The organism is Amycolatopsis rifamycinica (genome assembly GCF_000695625.1).
GTDB lineage: Bacteria > Actinomycetota > Actinomycetes > Mycobacteriales > Pseudonocardiaceae > Amycolatopsis > Amycolatopsis rifamycinica.
In genome coordinates, this window is the sequence record NZ_JMQI01000014.1 from 158,751 (window position 1) to 179,582 (window position 20,832).

Annotated in this window: 17 protein-coding genes and 1 pseudogene; 13 read left to right on the forward strand and 5 right to left on the reverse strand. The window is 72.1% G+C overall.

All coding sequences use genetic code 11. From position 1 onward, the window contains the following. Positions 1-25 precede the first annotated feature (25 nt). The 3 genes from DV20_RS07505 to DV20_RS07515 are packed head-to-tail and all read left to right on the forward strand — an operon-like array spanning position 26 to position 2,606. Positions 26-982, forward strand: a complete 957-nt coding sequence (locus tag DV20_RS07505; protein ID WP_043777648.1) for an ABC transporter ATP-binding protein — start codon at positions 26-28, stop codon at positions 980-982. After that, positions 982-1,785, forward strand: coding sequence for an ABC transporter permease (locus DV20_RS07510; protein ID WP_043777652.1), 804 nt, complete (start codon positions 982-984; stop codon positions 1,783-1,785). The genes DV20_RS07505 and DV20_RS07510 overlap by 1 nt, the downstream gene beginning before the upstream one ends. Next, positions 1,785-2,606: an ABC transporter permease gene (locus tag DV20_RS07515; protein ID WP_043777654.1), complete on the forward strand. Its 822-nt coding sequence runs from the start codon at positions 1,785-1,787 to the stop codon at positions 2,604-2,606. Before DV20_RS07510 ends, DV20_RS07515 begins: the two co-directional genes overlap by 1 nt. Positions 2,607-2,742: 136 nt before the next feature. On the opposite strand, the gene DV20_RS07520 is transcribed toward DV20_RS07515, so the two are convergent. After that, the gene (locus DV20_RS07520) at positions 2,743-4,161 is read right to left on the reverse strand and encodes a S8 family peptidase (protein WP_043777826.1); all 1,419 of its coding nucleotides are present in this window, start codon (positions 4,159-4,161) and stop codon (positions 2,743-2,745) included. 551 nt (positions 4,162-4,712) lie between these two features. Between DV20_RS07520 and DV20_RS07525 the strand changes: the two genes are divergently transcribed. The 5 genes from DV20_RS07525 to proB all read left to right on the forward strand — a co-directional run bounded on the left by DV20_RS07525 (position 4,713) and on the right by proB (position 11,123). Beyond that, a complete protein-coding gene (locus DV20_RS07525; RefSeq protein WP_043777657.1) occupies positions 4,713-7,667 on the forward strand; it encodes a translation initiation factor IF-2 N-terminal domain-containing protein in 2,955 nt (984 codons plus the stop codon). A gap of 165 nt (positions 7,668-7,832) precedes the next feature. Then, the gene (rplU, locus tag DV20_RS07530; protein WP_043777828.1) at positions 7,833-8,147 is read left to right on the forward strand and encodes a 50S ribosomal protein L21; all 315 of its coding nucleotides are present in this window, start codon (positions 7,833-7,835) and stop codon (positions 8,145-8,147) included. Positions 8,148-8,189: 42 nt separating this feature from the next. Continuing rightward, positions 8,190-8,447 carry a 50S ribosomal protein L27 gene (gene rpmA, locus DV20_RS07535; RefSeq protein ID WP_043777659.1) on the forward strand — a complete coding sequence of 86 codons (258 nt, stop codon included), beginning with the start codon at positions 8,190-8,192 and terminating at the stop codon, positions 8,445-8,447. Between the two features lie 109 nt (positions 8,448-8,556). Further along, complete coding sequence (obgE, locus tag DV20_RS07540) at positions 8,557-10,017, forward strand: GTPase ObgE (RefSeq protein WP_043777662.1); 1,461 nt, start codon at positions 8,557-8,559, stop codon at positions 10,015-10,017. Next, positions 10,014-11,123 carry a glutamate 5-kinase gene (proB, locus tag DV20_RS07545; RefSeq protein WP_043777664.1) on the forward strand — a complete coding sequence of 370 codons (1,110 nt, stop codon included), beginning with the start codon at positions 10,014-10,016 and terminating at the stop codon, positions 11,121-11,123. The genes obgE and proB overlap by 4 nt, the downstream gene beginning before the upstream one ends. A 472-nt stretch (positions 11,124-11,595) precedes the next feature. On the opposite strand, the gene DV20_RS07550 is transcribed toward proB, so the two are convergent. From DV20_RS07550 to DV20_RS07565, 4 genes and pseudogenes are all read right to left on the reverse strand, one after another. Further along, a complete protein-coding gene (locus tag DV20_RS07550) occupies positions 11,596-11,880 on the reverse strand; it encodes a putative quinol monooxygenase (RefSeq protein WP_043777667.1) in 285 nt (94 codons plus the stop codon). A 14-nt stretch (positions 11,881-11,894) separates the two neighbouring features. Continuing rightward, positions 11,895-13,619, reverse strand: a complete 1,725-nt coding sequence (argS, locus tag DV20_RS07555) for an arginine--tRNA ligase (RefSeq protein ID WP_043777670.1) — start codon at positions 13,617-13,619, stop codon at positions 11,895-11,897. Positions 13,620-13,688: 69 nt separating this feature from the next. Beyond that, positions 13,689-14,976 (reverse strand): annotated as a pseudogene (locus DV20_RS07560) (MFS transporter). A 225-nt stretch (positions 14,977-15,201) separates the two neighbouring features. Further along, positions 15,202-17,313 (reverse strand): RecQ family ATP-dependent DNA helicase, encoded by a 2,112-nt coding sequence (locus tag DV20_RS07565; RefSeq protein ID WP_043777673.1) that lies wholly within the window; start codon positions 17,311-17,313, stop codon positions 15,202-15,204. A 198-nt stretch (positions 17,314-17,511) separates the two neighbouring features. On the opposite strand from DV20_RS07565, the gene nadD reads away from it, so the two are divergent. Genes nadD through DV20_RS07590 form a run of 5 tightly spaced genes read left to right on the forward strand, consistent with a single transcriptional unit; the run spans position 17,512 to position 20,742 of the window. Continuing rightward, positions 17,512-18,081 (forward strand): nicotinate-nucleotide adenylyltransferase, encoded by a 570-nt coding sequence (gene nadD / locus DV20_RS07570; protein ID WP_043777675.1) that lies wholly within the window; start codon positions 17,512-17,514, stop codon positions 18,079-18,081. A gap of 60 nt (positions 18,082-18,141) precedes the next feature. Next, complete coding sequence (rsfS, locus tag DV20_RS07575; RefSeq protein ID WP_003067112.1) at positions 18,142-18,537, forward strand: ribosome silencing factor; 396 nt, start codon at positions 18,142-18,144, stop codon at positions 18,535-18,537. Continuing rightward, entirely contained in the window at positions 18,534-19,148 is a 615-nt protein-coding gene (locus DV20_RS07580; RefSeq protein WP_043777677.1) for a histidine phosphatase family protein, read from the forward strand. The genes rsfS and DV20_RS07580 overlap by 4 nt, the downstream gene beginning before the upstream one ends. 3 nt (positions 19,149-19,151) lie before the next feature. Then, positions 19,152-19,880 carry a diglucosylglycerate octanoyltransferase gene (gene octT, locus DV20_RS07585; RefSeq protein WP_043777679.1) on the forward strand — a complete coding sequence of 243 codons (729 nt, stop codon included), beginning with the start codon at positions 19,152-19,154 and terminating at the stop codon, positions 19,878-19,880. A gap of 4 nt (positions 19,881-19,884) precedes the next feature. Then, positions 19,885-20,742, forward strand: a complete 858-nt coding sequence (locus DV20_RS07590; RefSeq protein ID WP_043777680.1) for a DegV family protein — start codon at positions 19,885-19,887, stop codon at positions 20,740-20,742. Positions 20,743-20,832: the final 90 nt, after the last annotated feature.

Consider the following 20,832-nt stretch of genomic DNA (forward strand, 5'->3'; position numbering starts at 1 on the left):
TCGGTTTTTGTCGGTGGTGGGTCCTATGGTGCGGAGCGTGGACGAATCGGAGGACCGGGAACCGGCACTGGTGCAGGCCAAGGCACTGGTGAAGCGCTTCGGCGAGTTCGAAGCCGTGCGCGGGATCGACGTCGAGGTGCGGCGCGGCGAGGCGTTCGGCTTCCTCGGCCCGAACGGCGCCGGCAAGTCGTCGACCATGCGGATGATCGCGTGCGTGTCGCCCCGCACCGACGGTGAGCTCCGCGTGCTGGGGCTGGACCCGGAGGTCGCCGGGCCGCGGATCCGCGCGCGCCTCGGCGTGGTGCCGCAGCAGGACAACCTGGACGTCGAGCTGACGGTCCGGGAGAACCTGCTGATCTACGGCCGCTACTTCGGCCTGTCGCGCGCGGCGGCGCGGCGGCAGGCGGCCGAGCTGCTGGAGTTCGCGCAGCTGAGTGACCGGGCCGACGACAAGGTCGACTCGCTCTCGGGCGGCATGAAGCGGCGACTGACGATCGCGCGCTCGCTGGTCAACGACCCGGAGCTGCTGCTGCTCGACGAGCCGACGACGGGCCTCGACCCGCAGGCCCGCCACCTGCTGTGGGACCGGCTGTTCCGGCTCAAGGCCCAGGGCACGACGCTGATCGTCACGACGCACTACATGGACGAAGCCGAGCAGCTGTGCGACAGGCTGGTGGTGATGGACCACGGCCGCATCGCGGCGGAGGGCTCGCCCGCGGACCTGATCCGGCGGTATTCGACGCGCGAAGTCGTCGAGCTGCGGTTCGCGCCGGGGGAGCAGGTCGCGGCGGCCCAGCAGGTGGAAGGGCTGGCCGAGCGCGTGGAGGTGCTGCCGGACCGGGTGCTGCTCTACAGCGACACGGGCGAGGACACGCTGGAGCGCGCGCACGCCCGCGGGGTCCGGCCGCTGTCGAGCCTGGTCCGCCGCAGCTCGCTGGAGGACGTGTTCCTCCGGCTGACCGGCCGGACGCTGGTGGACTGATGGCGACGATCTCGACCGGCCGGGTGGTCGGCAAGTGGCACGGCGCCTGGCTGCTGGTCGAGGGGCGCTGGACCTGGTACCGCCGCCACTGGCTGTCCACTTTGTACTCCACCGGCCTGCAGCCGGTGCTCTTCCTGGCCGCGATGGGGCTCGGGTTCGGCTCGCAGGTGCGGCCGGGCGAGGTCACCGGCGGCTTGTCGTACCTGCAGTACATCGCCCCCGCGCTGCTGGCCGCCGGGGCCGCGCAGCAGGCGTTCGGCGAATCGAGCTACCCCGTCCTGTCCGGGTTCAAGTGGCAGAAGGAGTACCTCGCCGTCACGGCCACGCCGGTGTCGCCGGGCCAGGTGTTCGGCGGGCACCTCATCTGGTCGGCCCTGCGGCTGACGCTGGCGGGCGCGATCTACGCGTTCGTCGCGCTGTTCTTCGGCGCGTGGACCGGGCCGGGCGTGCTGACGGCGATCCTCGCCGGCACCGTCACCGGGCTCGCCTGCACCACGCCGATGGCCGCGCTCGCCGCGCGGACCTTCGACGAAGGCCAGCGGTTCGGGCTGATCTTCCGGTTCGTCGTGATACCGATGACGTTGTTCTCCGGCACGTTCTTCCCGATCTCCCAGCTGCCGGGCGCGATCCGGTGGCTGGCCTGGCTCTCGCCGCTGTGGCACGGCACGCAGCTGGCCCGCGGCGTGAGCATCGGCGGCGTCGGTGGCTGGGCGATGCTCGGTCACCTCGCCGTGCTGGCGGCCTTGTTCGCGGCCGGGTGGGTGCTCGCGCACCGGGCCTTCTACCGGAGGCTGGTGGTCTGATGACGGCCGTCGAAACCCGCGCCGGGTTGTTCCTGCGCATCCTGCCGCCGGGCCTGTACGCCGGCCGCGCCCGCACGCTCGTCGAGCGCTCGGTCATGGTCTACCGCGGCAGCTTGCTGATCTTCCTGTCCGGCGCCGTCGAACCGTTCCTGTACCTGCTGGCGTTCCAGCTGGGGTTCGGCAAGCTGGTCACCGAGGTGACGGGCCCGGACGGGCACCCGATGAGCTACGTCGCCTTCGTCGCGCCGGCGCTGCTGGCGACGTCGGCGATGAACGGCGCCGTGTTCGAATCGACGTACAACCTGTTCTTCAAGCTGCGCTACGCGAAGCTGTACGACGCGATGCTGGCCACCCCGATCGGCCCGCTGGACGTGGCGCTGGGCGAGATCGGCTGGGCGATCACCCGCGGCGGCATCTACGCGGTGGCGTTCCTCGCGATCGCGGCGGCGATGGGCCTGCTGGCGTCGTGGTGGGCCCTGCTGATGGTCCCGGCGGCGCTCCTGGTCGGCCTGGCGTTCTCGGCGATCGGCATGGCGCTGGTGACGTTCCTGCGGTCGACGGCCCAGTTCGACTACATCCAGCTGGGCCTGACCCCGATGTTCCTCTTCGCGACGACGTTCTACCCGCTGTCGGTGTACCCGGAGCCCCTGCAGTGGGTGGTCCGCTGCCTCCCGCTCTACCACGCGATCGAGCTGATGCGCGGCCTGGCGACCGGCCTGCTGTCCGGCGGCATGCTGATCAACCTGGCCTACCTGCTCCTCCTCGGCGCGGTGGGCCTCTGGGCCTCAACCCGCCGCATCGCGAAACTCCTCCTAACGTGACGTGTCGTCCCCCCAATCACGCGTGATGCCCACCCAATCACGCGTGATGCCCGCCTGATCACACGTGATGCCCGTCCGATCACGCGAGATCCGGCCCGATCACGCCAGGCCCGGCATCGCGCACGGGCCGCCGGGGTCAGCGGGCCTGCTCGGGCGGCCCGGCCGGCACCCCGGCAGGCGCCGGGACGTGCACCATCCCGTGCCCGTAGAACCCGTTGAACCCCTCGTACCCGGCGCAGTAGGCGTCCTGGAGCCCGTCGCCGGTGAGGTCGTAGTCGGCCGGGCACGGCATCGGCGTCGCCTGCGTCTGCAACGTGCGCCGCAGCTGCCGGGGCCGGGCGTCCGGCTCCGCCGACGCCAGCAGCGCCAGTACCCCGGTGACGTGCGGGGCCGCCATCGACGTTCCACACAGCGGCGCGTACCCGCCCGGCACCGTCGACAGCACGCACTCGCCCGTCTCCCCGCCCGGTGCCGTGACGTCGATCACGCCCAGCCCGTACGAGCTGTACCCCGCCTTCACCCGGTTCGCGCCGACGGCCGACACCGCGACGACGTCCCGCAGCCCGGCCGGCAGCGCTTCGCACCCGCCGCCCGCGCCCCGCGCCCCCGAACGCGCCGACGGCGTGAGGTCCACCGCTTCGTTGGTGGCCGCCGCGACGTTCACCGTGCCCGCCGAGGTGCTGTACTCGACCGCGCGGGCCAGCACCTCGTGCACCACGCCGCGGTCGTTGCCGCGGATGCACGACAGCGTCCACGGGTTGACGAAGAAGCTGCTGTTCGTCACCCGCATGTGCCGTGAGGCAGCCCACATCAGGCCGCAGATCACGGCCTCCGGGTCGGCGTAGCCCCGGTCGTCGATCACCTTCACCGATGCCACACGCACCCCGGGCGCCACACCCGTCACGCCGCGCCCGTCGTCGGCCGCCGCGATGATCCCCGCCACGTGCGTGCCGTGCACCGACGTCGTCGGCGCCCACGCCGACCGCGACCGGTCGGGGGCGCCGGTCAGGCAGCCGGCGGAGTCGTCGCGGTCGAGGGCGTCGCTCAGGTCCGGGTGGTCCGGGTCGATGCCGGAGTCGAGCACGCCGACGACCACGTCACGGCGGCCGGCCGCGCCGCTCCGGGCGTCGATCATCCGCATGTCCCACTGCCTCGGGCCCAGGTCCTCGGTGGGCACGCGAGCGGGGTCGGTCGCGGGCAGCGTGGCCCGCGCGGGCTGCGGCTTGACGTCGGCGGCGCGCTGCGTGGCCAGCCGCTCGGCCTGCGCGCTGAAGGCCCGGTCGAGCCCGATCCGGTCGCCGAACGCCGGGTCGCCCGAGGTGGCGACCGCGACGCCGATCTGCGGGTAGTAGACGGTGGTGGCGCCGCAGGCACCGGCGATCTCCGCGCGGGCGGCGGTCTCGGCGGTGCCGCGCTCGAAGGTGACGACGTAGCGGAGGGCCCGGCCGTGGGCGCAGCCGGACTCGCCTGCCGCCGCGGGACCGGGGGTGACGCAGCCCGAAAGCACCAGGACGGTGCACACGGCCGCCCGCAGCGGCCGCGCCAGCAGGGACACCGGACCTCCCACCGGATGCAGGAACCGCGGGTGGCCGGCGCGCGAGATCCCGGTCACCCCGAGCCGCACCGTAACCACCGCGTGCCCGGCGGACAAGCGCTGCGGCGAAGTTCCCCCGGCCGTGGGGTGCGCGGCGACCGGTTCGGCACGCCCGGGTGCCTGCGGGAGGTACCGAGTACACCGGAGTGGTCACCCGGTGTGGGATACTCGGGGTGGCCGCTGGGCCGCGGGGCGCACGTGAGAGGTGCTGCCTGTGGCGTTGTGGCCCGGTGATGTGCATGAACAGCGTGACGCGCGTCGCCGCCCGCGAACCGGGCGGCTGGACGACGTGGCAGGCGGCCCGGGGGCCGCGAAAGCCTGGCCAGGCACGCCGCCGAGCAGACCTTTGGCCGGGTTGCGCCCCACCGGAAGCGGTGGTGCGGCGCCCGGTTGTCGGGCAAGGATTCCCGCCGCTGGTGACCACCACGGCGGAACGAACAGAAAGGGGCCCCTGCGCGGCCGCGTCCCTGCCGGTGCGAACCGGCAGACGCGCCCGGGGGCGGAGGAGACACATGTCGAACGCGGAAACACCCGCCGAGCAGACCGGCGGGAATCCCGCCACACCCACGGGCGGCCCGCTGGCCGACCTGCCCGCCCGGATCCGGGTCCACGCGCTGGCCAAGCTGTTGGAGTCGCACAGCCGGGACGTCCTCGCGAAGCTCGCCGAGCTGGGCGAAAGCGTGCGCAGCGCGCAGTCGAGCGTGACCAGGGAAGTGGCGCTCAAGGTGGCCGAGGCGTTCGCGCCCGGTGAGACCGAAGACACGCCGGCCGAGCCGGCGGCCCAGGAAGAAGCCCCGAAGCCCGCCGAGACCCGGCCGCCGGTGCCCGAGGTCCCGGAAGTGCCGGTCGCCGAGGCCGAGAAGCCGCGGCCGCGCCAGAAGACCCGCGCGCACCTGCCGGTGTTCGCCGCGCCGTCGCCGGTCTTCCTGCCGCCGGAGCCCGCCGAGCCCGCGGTCAAGCCGGCCCGCAAGCCCGCCGACCCGTTCGCGGAGCCGCCGTCGCGGCCCGAGCCCGAGGTGGCCGAGGAAGAAGACACCGAAGACACCACGCCGGGCATCGACACCGGTGCCGACGAAGACGACGACGCCGGCAGCCGCCGTCGTCGCCGCCGGGGCCGTCGCGGCCGTGGCCGGGGCAAGGGCGCCGAGGGCGGCGACGACATCGCCGAAGCCGACGACGACCAGGCCGAGGAGCAGCCGCGCCGCAAGGGCCGCAACGGCGACGAAAAGCCCGAAGCGGATACCGAAGAGGCCGAGGACGCCGCTGAGTCGGCTTCGGAGTCCGAAAGCGACGCCGACGAGGGCGAAGGCGGCACCCGCCGTCGACGCCGCCGTCGCCGCCGCAAGGGCTCGGACGGCGAAGACGCCGAGGCCACCGGCACCGACGACCCGCCGAACACGGTCACGCACGTCCGCCAGGCCAAGGCCGAGCCGGCCGAGCGCCCGGCGCGCGACGAGGTGCGCAGCGTCCGCGGGTCGACCCGCCTGGAAGCCAAGCGCCAGCGCCGCCGTGACGGCCGCGAGGCGGGCCGCCGCCGCGCCCCGATCCTGTCCGAGGCCGAGTTCCTGGCCCGGCGGGAGTCGGTCGAGCGCACGATGGTCGTCGCCGAGCACGGCGACTCCACCCAGATCGCGGTGCTGGAGGACGGCGTCCTCGTCGAGCACTTCGTGACGCAGTCGGGCTCCGGCTCGATCGTCGGCAACGTCTACCTCGGCCGCGTGCAGAACGTGCTGCCGAGCATGGAGGCCGCGTTCATCGACATCGGCCGCGGCCGCAACGCCGTGCTGTACGCCGGCGAGGTCGACTGGGACGCCGCCGGCCTGGAGGGCAAGGCCCGCAAGATCGAGCAGGCGCTCTCGACCGGCGACTCCGTGCTGGTCCAGGTCACGAAGGACCCGGTCGGGCACAAGGGCGCCCGGCTGACCACGCAGATCTCGCTGCCCGGCCGCTTCCTGGTGTACGTGCCCGCGGGCGGCGCCACCGGCATCTCCCGCAAGCTGCCGGAGAACGAGCGCCGCCGGCTCAAGGACATCCTCAAGCGGATCGTCCCGGAGGACGCGGGGGTCATCATCCGCACCGCCTCCGAGGGCATCGGCGAGGAGGAGCTCGGCCGCGACGTCGACCGCCTCAAGGCCCAGTGGGAAGTCATCAAGGAGAAGGCCGCCGCCGGTTCCGGCAAGAAGGGCGGCGCGCCGACCATGCTCTACGAAGAGCCGGACCTGCTGGTCAAGGTCGTGCGTGACCTCTTCACCGAGGACTTCACGAAGCTGGAGATCCAGGGCAACCGGTCCTGGGAGACCATCAACGACTACGTCCGGCACGTCGCGCCGGAGCTGACCGAGCGCCTCAAGCGCTACACCGGCACCGGCGACGCGTTCGCCGACCACCGGATCGACGAGCAGATCACCAAGGCGCTCGACCGGAAGGTCTGGCTGCCCAGCGGCGGTTACCTGGTCATCGACCGCACCGAGGCGATGACGGTGATCGACGTCAACACCGGCAAGTTCACCGGATCGGGTGGCAACCTCGAGGAGACGGTGACCCGCAACAACCTGGAGTCGGCGGAGGAGATCGTCCGCCAGCTCCGGCTGCGGGACATCGGCGGCATCATCGTCATCGACTTCATCGACATGGTGCTCGAGTCCAACCGCGAGCTGGTGCTGCGCCGCCTCACCGAGTGCCTCGGCCGCGACCGCACGCGTCACCAGGTCGCCGAGGTCACCTCGCTCGGCCTGGTGCAGATGACCCGCAAGAAGATCGGCACCGGCCTGCTGGAGGCGTTCTCGGCGCCGTGCGAACACTGCAAGGGCCGGGGCGTGGTCGTCTCGACCGAGCTGCAGCGCACGGCGAACAACTCGTCCTCGCACGGGGGCGGGAACGCCAACGGCGGTAACGGCGGCAACGGCGGCGGGGAGAAGAGCTCCCGCCGGTCGCGGGGCCGCGGCAAGGGCGAGGAGGCCGCCAAGGAGCAGGCCGAAGCCGCCGCCAAGGCCGAGGTGCACGCGGTTCCGCCGCCCGAGCGGCGGGAGTCGATCGCGTCCGCGGTGGCGGCGGTGGCGAACGCCGCGAAGGCCGCCAAGGAGCACGACCACGGCGCCCTGAACGGCAACGGGCTCGCCCCGGAGCCGGCCAGGGAGGTCGCGGACGTCCCGGCGACCACGGAGGCGGACGAGACGCCGGTGGCGGCCGAGCCGCCCGCCGAGCCCGCCCAGGAGGTCGCCGGCACCCCGGTGACCACCGAGTCGGACGAGACGCCGGTGCCGCAGGACGAGGAGCCCGAGATCGAGCGGTCCCCGGCGCCGGAACCGGCCGAGGAGCCGGTCACCGGGTCCGCGGCCGCCGAGCCGGTCGCCGAGCCCGAGGTCAGCGTGCCCGAACCGGCCGTGCGCTCCACCCGGCGCCGTCCGCGCCGGGCGGCGTCGCGGCCGGCGGGCCCGCCGGTGCACGCCTCCGACCAGAGCAAGTGAACGACTAGGGGGACCCCGGTGGTAACGCACCGGGGCACCCCACGTAACCTGTAGTACGGCCTGCCACCAGAGCAGGTCGCCTGCGCGAGTCCAGGACCGCCGTTCCATCAGGTGGGCCGATCGCGCGGAGCCCCCACCCATTGTCGAGTAATGCAGGAGACTTCCGTGTCGGCGTACGCGATCGTCAAAACCGGCGGCAAGCAGTACAAGGTGGCCGTCGGCGACGTCGTCGAGGTCGAGAAGCTCGAGGGCAAGCCGGGCACCGAGCACATCCTCCCCGCCGTTCTGTACGTCGACGGTGGCGAGGTCACCACGGACGCCGACGCGCTGGCGAAGGTCTCGGTCACCGGCAAGGTCGTCGAGCAGACCAAGGGCCCGAAGATCCGGATCCACAAGTTCAAGAACAAGACGGGCTACCACAAGCGCCAGGGTCACCGGCAGAAGCTGACCCGCGTCGAGGTCACCGCCATCTCCCTGTAAGGGTTTCTCCGGATCTTCGTTCTTCAGAAAGAGGACTGAGCTATGGCTCACAAGAAGGGTGCGTCCAGCTCCCGCAACGGTCGTGACTCGAACGCGCAGCGCCTCGGCGTCAAGCGCTTCGGCGGCCAGGAAGTCAACGCCGGCGAGATCCTCATCCGCCAGCGCGGCACCAAGTTCCACCCCGGCGTGAACGTCGGCCGTGGCGGCGACGACACGCTGTTCGCCCTGGCGGCCGGTTCGGTCCAGTTCGGCGAGAAGCGTGGCCGCAAGACGGTCAACATCGTGCCGGTCGAAGCCTGATTCCTGGCTTCGATCGAGACCTCTGACGAGGGGTGGGGCCGGAATATCCGGTGCCACCCCTCGTTTGTTTTGTTCGTACCTTTCGTTGAGTGTGAAGTGAGGCAAAGTCATGGCGTCCCGGTTCGTGGACCGCGCGGTCATCCACCTGACCGCCGGTGACGGGGGCAACGGCTGCGCCTCGGTGCACCGCGAGAAGTTCAAGCCGCTCGGCGGTCCCGACGGCGGCAACGGCGGCAACGGCGGCGACGTCCTGCTGGTCGTCGACCCCAACGTGCACACCCTGCTCGACTTCCACTTCCGCCCGCACGCCAAGGCGGGCAGCGGCAAGATGGGCCAGGGCGGCAACCGCGCCGGCGCGGCGGGGGAGACGCTGGTGATGAAGGTGCCGTCCGGCACCGTCGTGTTCACCGAAGACGGCGAGATGGTCGCCGACCTGATCGGCCCGGGCACCACGTTCGTCGCCGCCCAGGGCGGCCGCGGCGGGCTCGGCAACGCCGCGCTGTCGTCCAAGGCCCGCAAGGCGCCCGGCTTCGCGCTGCTCGGCGAGCCGGGGGAGACCCGCAACCTGATCCTGGAGCTGCGCTCGGTCGCCGACGTCGGCCTGCTCGGGTTCCCGTCCGCCGGCAAGTCGTCGCTGATCTCGGTGCTGTCCGCGGCCAAGCCGAAGATCGCCGACTACCCGTTCACCACGCTGGTGCCGAACCTCGGCGTCATCACCGGCGGCGACACGGTGTTCACCATGGCCGACGTGCCCGGTCTGATCCCCGGCGCGTCCGAGGGCAAGGGCCTCGGCCTGGACTTCCTCCGCCACATCGAGCGCTGTGCGGTGCTGGTGCACGTCGTCGACTGCGCGACGCTGGAGCCCGGCCGCGACCCGCTGTCCGATGTGGACGCGCTGGAGGCGGAGCTGGCCAAGTACACGCCGAGCCTCGGCGGGAAGCTCGAAGAACGGCCGCGCGTGGTCGTCCTGAACAAGATCGACGTCCCGGAGGCGGCCGAACTCGCCGAGTTCGTGCGCCCGGACTTCGAAGCCCGCGGCCTCCAGGTGTTCGCCGTCTCGACGGCGTCCCGCAAGGGCCTGCGGGAGCTGACCTTCGCGCTCGCCGCGATCGTCGACAAGTACCGCGAGGCGCAGCCGGTGCTGGAGCCGGAGAAGATCGTCCTGCGGCCGCTGGCCGTCGACGACTCCGGCTTCACCGTCGAGCTCGACCCCGAGGAAGAGGGCGCGTTCATCGTCCGCGGCGCACGCCCGGAGCGGTGGATCCGCCAGACCGACTTCGGCAACGACGAGGCCGTCGGCTACCTCGCCGACCGGCTCAACCGCCTCGGCGTCGAGGACGAGCTGGCGAAGCTCGGCGCGCGGCCGGGCAGCCCGGTCACGATCGGCGACGTCCAGTTCGAGTGGGAGCCGTCGACGCCCAGCGTCGCGATGCACCTGTCCGGGCGCGGCACCGACGTGCGGCTGGAGCGCAGCGACCGGATCGGCGCGGCCGAGCGCAAGGAAGCCCGCCGGGTCCGGCGGGCGGGCTCGGACGAGCTGGAGGACGAAGACTCGGACTTCGACGCGTGAGCGGCACGCGCGAGGCCATCGCCGCCGCGCGGCGCCTGGTCGTCAAGGTCGGGTCGTCGGCGCTGACCTCCGCGGGCAGCGGGCTCGACGTGGTCCGGCTGGACGCGCTGGTCGACGCGATCGCCGAGCGGGTCGCCCGGGATACCCAGATCGTGCTGGTGTCTTCCGGCGCGATCGGCGCCGGGCTGGCCCCGCTGTCGCTGGGCAAGCGGCCGCGCGACCTCGCCACCCAGCAGGCCGCGGCGAGCGTCGGGCAGCTGGCGCTGGCGCACGCGTACGCGGAGTCGTTCGGGCGGTACTCGCTGACGGTCGGGCAGGTGCTGCTCACCTCCGACGACGTCGTCCGCCGGTCGCACTACCGCAACGCGCAGCGCACGTTTTCGCGCCTGCTGGCGCTGGGTGCGGTCCCGGTGGTCAACGAGAACGACACAGTGGCGACCGAGGAAATCCGCTTCGGCGACAACGACCGCCTGGCGGCCTTGGTGGCCCACCTGATCGGCGCCGACGCGCTGGTCCTGCTGTCCGATGTGGACGGCCTGTACGACGGCGACCCCCGCGGCGGCGCGACCCGCAAGCTGACGGAGGTGCTGTCCGAGTCCGATGTGGACGGCATCTCGGTCGGCATGTCCAGCTCGGGCCTGGGAACGGGCGGCATGGTGTCCAAGCTGGCGGCCGCCCGCACGGCGGCGGGCGCGGGCATCCCGGTGTTGCTCGCCGCCGCCTCGGAAGCCTCGGCGGCGCTGACTTCCGCCTCCCCGGGAACAGCGTTCGCCCCGGCGGACACGCGCCTGTCGGCCCGCCGGTTCTGGCTGGGCTACGCGGCGGACACCACGGGCACGCTCCGCCTCGACGACGGCGCGGTGACGGCGGTGGTCCGCCGCCGCCGATCCCTCCTGGCCGCCGGCATCACGGGCGTGGCCGGCGACTTCCAGGCCGGCGACGTGGTCGACCTGGTGGACGCCAAGGACCGCCCGGTGGCCCGCGGAGTGGTCGCCTTCGACGCGACGGAACTCCCGGACCTGATCGGCCGCTCCACCCCCGACCTCCCGGCCGAGCAGCGCCGCGAGGTCGTCCACGCCGACGACCTCGTCCCCCTCCGCCGCTGACCCACCCGCGCCCTCACCCGCGCCCCAACGGGCATCACCCGCGAGCCAAGGGGCATCACACGTGCGCCGGGGGGCATCACACGTGACTGGCCGGGCATCTCGCGTGTCTCCCGGGGCATCACCGTGTCGCCCCTCCAATCACGCGAGATGCCCTCCCGATCACGCGAGATGCCTCCCCAATCACGCGAGATGCCCTCCCAATCACGTGTGATGCCTCCCCAATCACGCGAGATGCCCAGCCAATCAGTCCCGACTCACCCGGTGAGGCGGCACTTTCACGTGAAAGTGCCGCGTCCCTCAGCCGAGTGAGACCAGGCGCGCTCCGCCGTCCGCTTCCAGGACCGTGCCGGTCAGGTTCGGGTTCGTCGCCGCCAGCGTCACGACTTCCGCCACGTCGTCCGCCGTGGCGACTCGGCGGGCCGGGACCGCGGCCGCCGTCGACCGCCGGCGGCTTGGTGGCGCTGTTAGCCGGTCACGGCGCCTCGATCGCCGAGATCCGGTAGCGCGCCACCGAGGCGCCGAGAATCTGCGCCGCCTGCTCGTCCGACGGTCCGGACCCGCGGAACCGCTCCAGGTCTTCGTCGGACTCCCAGCGCTCGTACACCGTGACCCGTCCGGGGTCGAGCAGGTCGGCACCCAGCGCGTACTCGAGGCAGCCCGGCGCCGCGCGCGCGAGCCGCACGGCTTCGGCGCAGCCTTCGAGGTAGGCGGCGCGGGCCTCCGGGGCGACCGCGAGCCAGCCGGCCACGATGATCATGCGTGTTCCTTCCGTCAGAGCCGTTCGGGCGCTTCGATGCCGAGCAGTGAAAGCCCAAGCGCGAGAGTTTGCGACGTCAACGCGGTCAACCGCAGCCGGGACGCGCGCAACTCCGGTGAAGACGCCTTCAGCACCGGACATTCTTCGAAGAACCGCGAGAAGGCGACCGCGGTCTCGTAGAGGTACGTACAGAGCTTGTGCGGCACGTAGGCGCTCGTCGTCGCTTTCAGTGCTTCGCCGAACCTGAGCAGCTTCAGCGCCAGCGCCCGCTCCGCCGGCGCTTCGAGTAGGACGTCGGTGCCGTCGGGGAGGCCGCCCGCCTTGCGGAGGATCGACTGCGTCCGCGCGTGCGCGTACTGCAGGTACACCGAGGTGTTGCCCTCCTTGGCCAGCATCCGGTCCCACGCGAAGACGTAGTCGCGCTCGCGGTCCCCGGACAGGTCCGCGTACTTGACCGCGCCGATGCCCACCGCGCGGGCGACTTCGGCCTGCCCCGGCGCGTCGAGCTCACTGCGTTCGGCGACGACCGCGGCGGCTTGTGTCACGGCTTCGGTGAGCAGGTCGGCCAGTTTGACGGTCTCGCCGACCCGGGTCCGCATGGCCTTGCCGTCCGCGCCGAGCACCGTGCCGAAGCCGATGTGCTCGGCGCGCCCGGTCAGCCAGCCCGCCGCGCGGCAGGTGGCGAACAGCATCGCGAAGTGCTGCGCCTGCGGTGTCCCGACGACGTAGAGCAGGTCGGTGGCGCCGCGCTCGGCCGTCCAGTACCGGACGGTCGCCAGGTCCGTGGCGGCGTACCCGTAGCCGCCGTCGCGCTTGCGGACGATCAGCGGCAGCCGGTCGCCTTCGCGGTTGCGGAAGCCTTCGGGGAACACACAGATCGCGCCGTCGCTGACTTCGGTCAAGCCGGCTTCCTCGAGGTCGTCGACGACCGCGGCGAGGTACGGGTTGTAGAAGCTCTCGCCGTAGATGTCCTTGTCGGTCAGGGAAATCCCGAGAAGTGCGTACACCTCGTTGAAGTGCCGGGTCGACTCGTCGACGAGCTCCTGCCAGACGGCGACGGTGTCTTCGTCGCCGCTCTGCAGCTTGACGACACGCGTGCGCGCCCGCGTCGCGAACGATTCGTCGCTGTCGAACTTCCGGCGTGCTTCGCGGTAGAAGGCGTCGAGGTCGGCGATCGCGCGTTGTCCGGCGGAGACGTCGAGAAGGTGCTCGATGAGCATGCCGAACGGCGTGCCCCAGTCGCCGAGGTGGTTGTGCGGCAGCACTTCGTGCCCGGCGAACCGCAGGAGCCGGGCGAGCGCGTCGCCGATCACGGACGAGCGCAGGTGCCCGACGTGCATTTCCTTGGCGACGTTCGGGCTGCTGTAGTCGAGCGCGATCCGCCGGGGCGCCGTGGTTTCCGGCACGCCGAGACGCGGATCGCCGAGCAGGGCGCCGAGGCGGGCTTCGAGCCATTCCGTGCGCAGCGCGAAATTGAGGAAGCCCGGTCCGGAGACTTCCGGCGGATCGGCGATCCCGTCGAGCTCCAGCGCCCCGGCGATCAGCCCGGCGACCTCGCGCGGCGGACGGCCGAGCTGCTTGCCCAGGCTCATCGCGAGGTTGGCCTGGTAGTCGACGCCGTCGCGCGGCGACGCCTGGACCAGCGCCTGCTCCGGCGTCAGGTCGACGTCCAGCGCCCGGCCGGCGGCGGTCACCACGCGGCGCGCCAGCTCCTCGGTAACGTCGGCGGTCTGCTGCACAGTGTCCCTCCTTCGGCTCGGTCTGAAGGCCCGCAGCGTAGCGAGCGTGACCGGTCGATGACGAAGGGTTTACCGCAGCTCGCTGCCCTTGGTCTCCGGGAGCGTGAGGATCACCGCGAACGCGATCGCCGCGCCCACGGCGACGTACCAGAAGTAGAGCGTCTGCGACACCGTGCCGAACAGGGTGATGAGCAGGGGAGCGGTGCCGCCGAAGATCGCGACGGTCAGGTTGTACCAGGCCCCGATGCCCCAGCCCGCGCAGTTCGGTGGGGAACAGTTCGCTCATGATGGCCGGCGCGATCGACGTCATCGCCGTGTACAGCCCGAGCCCCACGCAGAACACGACGAGCAGGCCGCCGACGTCCGGACCGATCAAAGTGGACAGTGGCACGACGGCCACCGCGGTGGCCCCGGACCAGACGAGCAGCTGCGGCTTCCGGCCGAACCGGTCCGCCAGCGCCCCGAGCGGGTACTGCAGGGCGATGAACAACGCTGTGCCGACCGAAAGGGCGAGGAAGACCGCGTCGGCGCCGGCGTGCCGGTTCTTCACCGCGAACGACGTGAGCGCGCTGAAGAACGTGTAGTAGCAGAGGGTCGACAGCATCGTGAAGCCGACGAGCCTGCCCACCGCCTTCGGGTGGTGGGTCAGCGTCGTCAGCAGCGGCCGTTCGATCTTCCGCGCCTTGGTCTTCGTCTGCTCGAACAGCTCCGTTTCGGCGAGGCTGCGGCGCAGCCACAGCCCGACGAGGCCGAAGACGCCACCGAGCAGGAACGGCAGCCGCCAGCCCCACGACGTGAGCTGCGCCTTGTCGAGCGCGCGGGCCAGGACGAAGCCGAGCACGGTCGCGACGAGCACCGCCGAGCCGGTCGAGATGTAGAAGAACGCCGAGTACCGGCCGCGACGCGCCGGCGGCGCGATCTCGCCCAGGTAGGCCGACGCGTTCGACACCTCCCCGCCCAGCGACAGTCCCTGGGCGATGCGGGCGAGCAGCAGCAGGATCGGCGCGAGCCAGCCGACCTGCGCGAACGTCGGCAGCAGCCCGATCGCCACCGACCCGCCGGCCATGAGCAGGATGGTGAGGATCATGGCGGGCTTCCGGCCACGGGTGTCGGCGAACCGCCCGAGCAGGACGCCGCCGAGCGGCCGGAAGAAGAAGGCCAGCGCGTAGGTGGCGAAGGTGTTGATCAGCGCGAGCGTGTCGTTCCCGGCGGGGAAGAACGCACTGGCGAAGTAGATGCTGAACGTCGCGTAGATCGTCCAGTCGAACCACTCCAGCGCGTTCCCGGCACTCGCGGCGAACAGCTTGCGCACCGGCAGCCGGTGGCGCTGCGAAACCTGGACGGCGGATTCGGTCATGGCGGCCTCCACGTCACCCGAAGGTGTCACGGGACTTTGCCACATTCCTTCGCAGTGCGAAAGATCCCCACCATCCGCCCAGGCTGTTCATCCCGGCCCACCCTCCCCAGGTACCCGTGTCGTCCACCTGCGTACGCGTGTCGTCCGTCCAGGTACGCGTGTCGTCCGTCCAGGTACGCGTGTCGTCCGTCCGTATACGTCTCCTCCCTCGCGGACCGCCTTCCCTCAGGCCGTGCTGGCCAGCGCGAACGGCAGCACGGCAGGTGCCCCGGCCCGCCGGAGCAGGCGAGCGGCGAGCGTCATCGTCCAGCCCGTGTCGATGAGGTCGTCCACGAGCAGGATCGGCCCGCCCGGCAGCGTCTCCGCGAGGTCGGCGGGCATGCTCATCCGCCGCCACAGGTCCGCCAGCCGTTGCGCGCTGTTCGCCTGACGCGGCGGCGGCCCCTCGGCGTCGAGCGCGCCGAGGAAGTCCAGCCTGCCGATCTCGGCGAGCCGCGTCGCCAGGCTGTACACCAGCTGCGGCCGCGTCGACGACGGCACCGCCACCACCGCCACCGGCCGTTCCGCCCACTGCCACCCGGCGAGCACCTGCACACACGCCTTGAACACCGAGTCGGGCACTTCGGCGTCCTTCGCCTGCGGCCCGACGAGTTCCCGCAGCCGGTTGCCCCAGCCGACGTCGGTGAGCCGCCCGAGCACCTGGCCGGGCTCGGCCTGGTCGTCGGCCGAGATCCGGCCGGACACCGGTACGTCCAAAGAGGACATCCCGGTCGGCCACTGCTTCCGCGGCGCGACCTCGACACCGGGCCGCTGCAGGCGTTCGCGCGTCGCGTCGACGACCTCGTCCGCGATCGTCGTGTCCCAGTGCCGCCCGGTGCAGTTGTCGCACCGCCCGCACGGCGCCGCGTCGGGGTCGTCGAGCTGGCGGCGCAGGTACTCCATCCGGCAGCCGTCGGTGGCGAGGTAACCGAGCATCGCCTGCTGCTCGCGATCGCGCGCTTCCGCCACCCGCCGGTACCGCCCGCGGTCGTACTGCCATTCCGCGCCCGTGCTCGTCCAGCCGCCCTTGACGCGCCGGACCGCGCCGTCGACGTCCAGCACCTTGAGCACCATCTCCAGCCGGGACCGGGAAAGCTCGACCGACGGCTCGAGCGCGGCCGTCGACAGTGGACGGTCGGCGTACGCGAGGGTGTTGAGCACCTGGGTCACCCGCAGTTCGTCCGGGAAGGCCAGCGACCCGAAGTACGCCCAGATCGCCTTGTCCTCTTCACCGGGCAGCAGCACGACTTCGGCACGCTCCACGCCACGTCCGGCGCGGCCGACCTGCTGGTAGTAGGCGATCGGCGACGACGGCGCGCCGAGGTGCACGACGAACCCGAGGTCCGGCTTGTCGAACCCCATGCCCAGCGCGGACGTCGCGACCAGGGCCTTGACGCGGTTGCCGAGCAGGTCGTCCTCGGCCGCCTGCCGGTCGGCCGGGTCGGTCTTGCCGGTGTAGGCCGCCACCGGGTAGCCGCGGTCCTTCAGTAGCGACGCGACGTCGTGCGCCGCCGCGACGGTCAGGCAGTAGATGATCCCCGACCCGGGCAGCTCGGCCAGGTGCTCGGCGAGCCAGGCCAGCCGCGCCTGCGACGTCGGCAGCCGGCACACCGACAGCCGCAGGCTTTCCCGGTCGAGGCTGCCGCGCAGCACCAGCGTGTCGCCGCCGGTGCCGAGGCCCAGCTGCTCGGCGACGTCGGTGACCACGCGGTCGTTCGCGGTCGCCGTCGTCGCCAGCACGGGCACGCCCTCCGGCAGGTCGCCCAGCAGCGTGCGCAGCCGCCGGTAGTCCGGCCGGAAGTCGTGGCCCCAGTCCGAAATGCAGTGCGCCTCGTCGACCACCAGCAGCCCGGTGCTCGCGGTCAGCTTCGGCAGGACGTTGTCGCGGAAGTCCGGGTTGTTCAGCCGTTCGGGGCTGACCAGCAGGACGTCCACCTCGCCGGCCGCGACCGCCGCCTGGACCTGGTCCCACTCCTGCGGGTTCGCGGAGTTCATCGTCGCCGCGTGAATTCCGGCCCGCGCCGCCGCCGAGATCTGGTTGCGCATCAGCGCCAGCAGGGGCGACACGATGACCGTCGGCCCGCTGCCCTGCTCGCGCAGCAACGCCGTGGCCAGGAAGTACACCGCCGACTTGCCCCACCCGGTGCGCTGCACGACCAGCGCGCGGCGCCGCTGCGCGACCAAGGCCTCGATGGCTGTCCATTGGTCTTCGCGCAGCCTCGCCGCATCGCCGGCGAGTGCCCGCAGGAGGGTCTCGGCGCGGTCGCGGAGGGCTGAGGTGGTGCTGGTCGTGTCCACGTCCCCACGTCTACCCCATGGCACCGACAGACCGGGAACCGGCGGCGTCGCGAACGGGTGGGTTCGCGACGTATCCGGGCCGTATTGTGACCTGAATCACAAGATTCCCCGGTCGGGCCGGGGTGGCGAAGAGCACCGGGCCCGGCGGCGCTCGGCCTTATAGGCTCTCCGGTCATGTCACCACGGCGGATCGGGGTCATGGGCGGCACCTTCGACCCCGTGCACCACGGCCACCTCGTCGCGGCCAGCGAGGTCCAGTCCCGGTTCGAGCTCGACGAGGTGATCTTCGTCCCCACCGGGCAGCCGTGGCAGAAGACCGCCCGCGAGGTGACCAAGGCCGAGGACCGGTACCTGATGACGGTGATCGCGACCGCGTCCAACCCGGTCTTCTCCGTCAGCCGCGTCGACATCGACCGCGGTGGACCGACCTACACCGTCGACACCCTGCGCGACCTGCACGCCGAATACCCCGACGACGAGCTCTTCTTCATCACCGGCGCCGACGCGCTCGAACAGATCCTGACCTGGCACAAGGCCGACGAGCTGTTCGACTTCGCGCACTTCATCGGCGTCACCCGGCCCGGTTACCGGCTCAACTCCCACCACCTGCCCAGCGGCAAGGTGAGCCTCGTCGAGGTCACCGCGATGGCCATTTCGTCCACCGGCTGCCGCGACCGGGTCGAACGCGGGGAGCCGGTCTGGTACCTCGTTCCCGACGGCGTCGTCCGCTACATCGCCAAAAAGGACCTGTACCGGAAGAGCGACTGAACCACTGCCGGTGCCTGCGGGTACCCTTCTCGGGCGAACCCGATCTGGAAAAGGAGCACCGTGGCAGCCACGTCCGAGGCTCGAGAGCTGGCCGTAGCGGCCGCCCACGCGGCGGCGGACAAGAAGGCCAGCGACGTCGTCGTGCTGGACGTGTCCGAACAGCTCGTCATCACCGACGCCTTCGTCATCGCCTCCGCGTCCAACGAGCGGCTGGTCGGCGCGATCGTCGACAACGTCGAAGAGAAGCTGCGGGAGAGCGGCCACAAGCCGGTCCGCCGCGAAGGAGCCCGTGAAGGGCGCTGGGTGCTGCTCGACTACGTCGACGTCGTCGTGCACGTCCAGCACGTCGAAGAGCGCACGTTCTACGGCCTCGAGCGGCTGTGGAAGGACTGTCCGCGCATCGAGGTGGCCGGACTCGAGGAGCCACCCGCCGACGAGGACCCGGACGTCCCGTGAGCCCGCGGCGGCTGGTGCTCTGGCGTCACGGCGAGACGGACTACAACGCCGCCGGGCGGATGCAGGGTCACCTCGACTCGGCGCTGACCCCGCGCGGCTGGAACCAGGCCCGGTTCGCGGTGCCCGCACTGGCGCGCTTCTCCCCGGACCTCGTCATCGCCTCCGACCTGCGCCGGGCCACCGACACCGCCACCGTGCTCACCGACGCCATCGGCGTCCCGCTGCGCATCGACAAGCGGTTGCGCGAGACGCACCTGGGCGAGTGGCAGGGACTCACCGGCGAGCAGGTCGACCAGGCCTACCCCGGTGAACGCGACCGCTGGCGCACCGACGCGACCTGGGCCCCGCCGGGCGGCGAGAGCCGGGTCGACGTCGCCGACCGCGCCGGCGAGGTCGTCACGGACCTGCAGCAGGCCAATTCCGCGGCGGGCGACACCGTGCTGCTGGCCGCGCACGGCGGGCTGATCATCGCGCTGACCGCACGGCTGCTGGCCCTGCCGGTGGCGACCTGGCCGTCGCTGGGCGGCATCTCGAACTGCCACTGGGTCGAGCTGGGCCGTCGCGACGGGAAGTGGCGGCTGCACGCCTACAACGCGGGGATGCACGGCTAGCCGATGGGGCCGCGCCTGCTCGTGTTCGGCGATTCGCTGAGCTTCCACGGTCCCGAGGGGCCCTGCGCCGCGGACGAGCCGCGGCTGTGGCCCAATGTCGCGGCCGCCGCCCTCGGTGGCACCGCCGACCTCGTCGCGGGCATCGGCTGGAACGCCCGCGACGCCTGGTGGTCGCTGACCGGTGACCCGCGCGTGTGGGCCGACCTGCACCACGTCGACGCGGTCGTGTTCGCGATCGGCAGCATGGACACGCTGCCTTCGCCGTTGCCGACCTACCTGCGCACCGGGCTGCGCTACCTGCGGCCCGATCCGGTGCGGCGCGTGGTGCGCAAAGCCTATCTCGCCGCGCAGCCGCGGCTGGCCGTCGCGCTGCGCGGCCGTCCTGCGGTGCTGCCCGCCAAGCTCACCGTGCAGTACCTCGACACCGCGGTGGGCGCGTTGCGCGTCCTGCGGCCGGAGCTGCCGATCTTCGGCTGGCTGCCGTCGGTCCACCGTGCCGCGGCCTACGGCGGCGTACACACCGCGCGCCCGGCCGCGGCGGCGGCGATGGCGGCCTGGAGTTCCCGCGCGGGCGTGCCGTTGCTGGACCTCGAAGCCGTCGTAGGGGAGCACGTGCTCAGCGGCGCGGGCAACCCGGACGGCATGCACTGGGGCTGGCCGGGCCACGCCGCGGTGGGCGAGGCGATGTCCATGTTGATGGCGCCGGTGCTGGCCCGCGGCCACGTAGGCTGACGGCGTGTCGGTCGCCGTAGTCACGGATTCCACCGCCCATCTGCCGGAGGGCTTCGCCGAACGGCACGCGGTCCGGGTGGTGCCCCTGCACGTCCTGGTCGACGGCGTGGTTTCCCTGGACGGCGTCGAAACCGGACCGGCGGCGGTCGCGGAGGCGATGAAGCAGCGGAAGATCGTCACGACGTCACGGCCGACACCCACCGAGTTCGCGGCGGTGTACCGGGAGGCGTTCGCCGAAGGCGCGGACGCGATCGTGTCGGTGCACCTGTCGCGCGAGCTGTCGGGAACGTGGGAGGCGGCGGTGCTCGCGGCGCAGGAGGTCGGGCCGGACCGGGTCCGCGTCGTCGACTCGCGGACCACTGCGATGGGGCTCGGGTTCGCCGCGCTGCACGCCGCTTCGGCCGCTTCCGCCGGAGCTTCGGCGGCCGACGTCGAGGCCGCCGCGATGACGGCGGCCGGCTGCTCGTCGACGTTGTTCGTCGTGGAAACCCTGGACCACCTGCGCCGCGGCGGCCGGATCGGCCCGGCGGCGGCGCTGCTGGGCACGGCGCTGGCGGTCAAGCCGGTGCTGCACATGTCCGACGGCCGGATCCTGCCGCTGGAGAAGGTCCGCACGATGAACCGGGCGATCGCCCGCCTGGTCGAGCTCGCGGCCCAGGCGGCGGCCGAGGACGACGTCGAGCTCGCGGTCCACCACCTCGCGTCGCCGGAGCGCGCGGTCGAGCTGGCGAACCGGCTGGAAGAGGCCGTACCGCGCTCGGCGGGCTGTGTGGTTTCCGAGCTGGGCGCGGTGATCGGGGCACACACGGGCCCCGGGGTGCTGGGGGTCGTCGTCCAGCGGACGGTCCCGTCCCGGAGCTAGCCGACGGGCTCCGCTCGGCAATCCATCCACAACACCCCGGTTGTCCACAGGACGCGACGCCGCCCCTGTCGGACACTCCCCGCGCCCCCT

Bases quoted from the DNA above. Each gene is read 5' to 3' on its own strand.
- DV20_RS07505 (WP_043777648.1), top strand. From the start codon at position 26: ATGGTGCGGAGCGTGGACGAATCGGAGGACCGGGAACCGGCACTGGTG.
- DV20_RS07510 (WP_043777652.1), top strand. From the start codon at position 982: ATGGCGACGATCTCGACCGGCCGGGTGGTCGGCAAGTGGCACGGCGCC.
- DV20_RS07515 (WP_043777654.1), top strand. From the start codon at position 1,785: ATGACGGCCGTCGAAACCCGCGCCGGGTTGTTCCTGCGCATCCTGCCG.
- DV20_RS07525 (WP_043777657.1), top strand. From the start codon at position 4,713: ATGTCGAACGCGGAAACACCCGCCGAGCAGACCGGCGGGAATCCCGCC.
- rpmA (WP_043777659.1), top strand. From the start codon at position 8,190: ATGGCTCACAAGAAGGGTGCGTCCAGCTCCCGCAACGGTCGTGACTCG.
- obgE (WP_043777662.1), top strand. From the start codon at position 8,557: ATGGCGTCCCGGTTCGTGGACCGCGCGGTCATCCACCTGACCGCCGGT.
- DV20_RS07550 (WP_043777667.1), bottom strand. From the start codon at position 11,880: ATGATCATCGTGGCCGGCTGGCTCGCGGTCGCCCCGGAGGCCCGCGCC.
- nadD (WP_043777675.1), top strand. From the start codon at position 17,512: ATGGGCGGCACCTTCGACCCCGTGCACCACGGCCACCTCGTCGCGGCC.
- octT (WP_043777679.1), top strand. From the start codon at position 19,152: ATGGGGCCGCGCCTGCTCGTGTTCGGCGATTCGCTGAGCTTCCACGGT.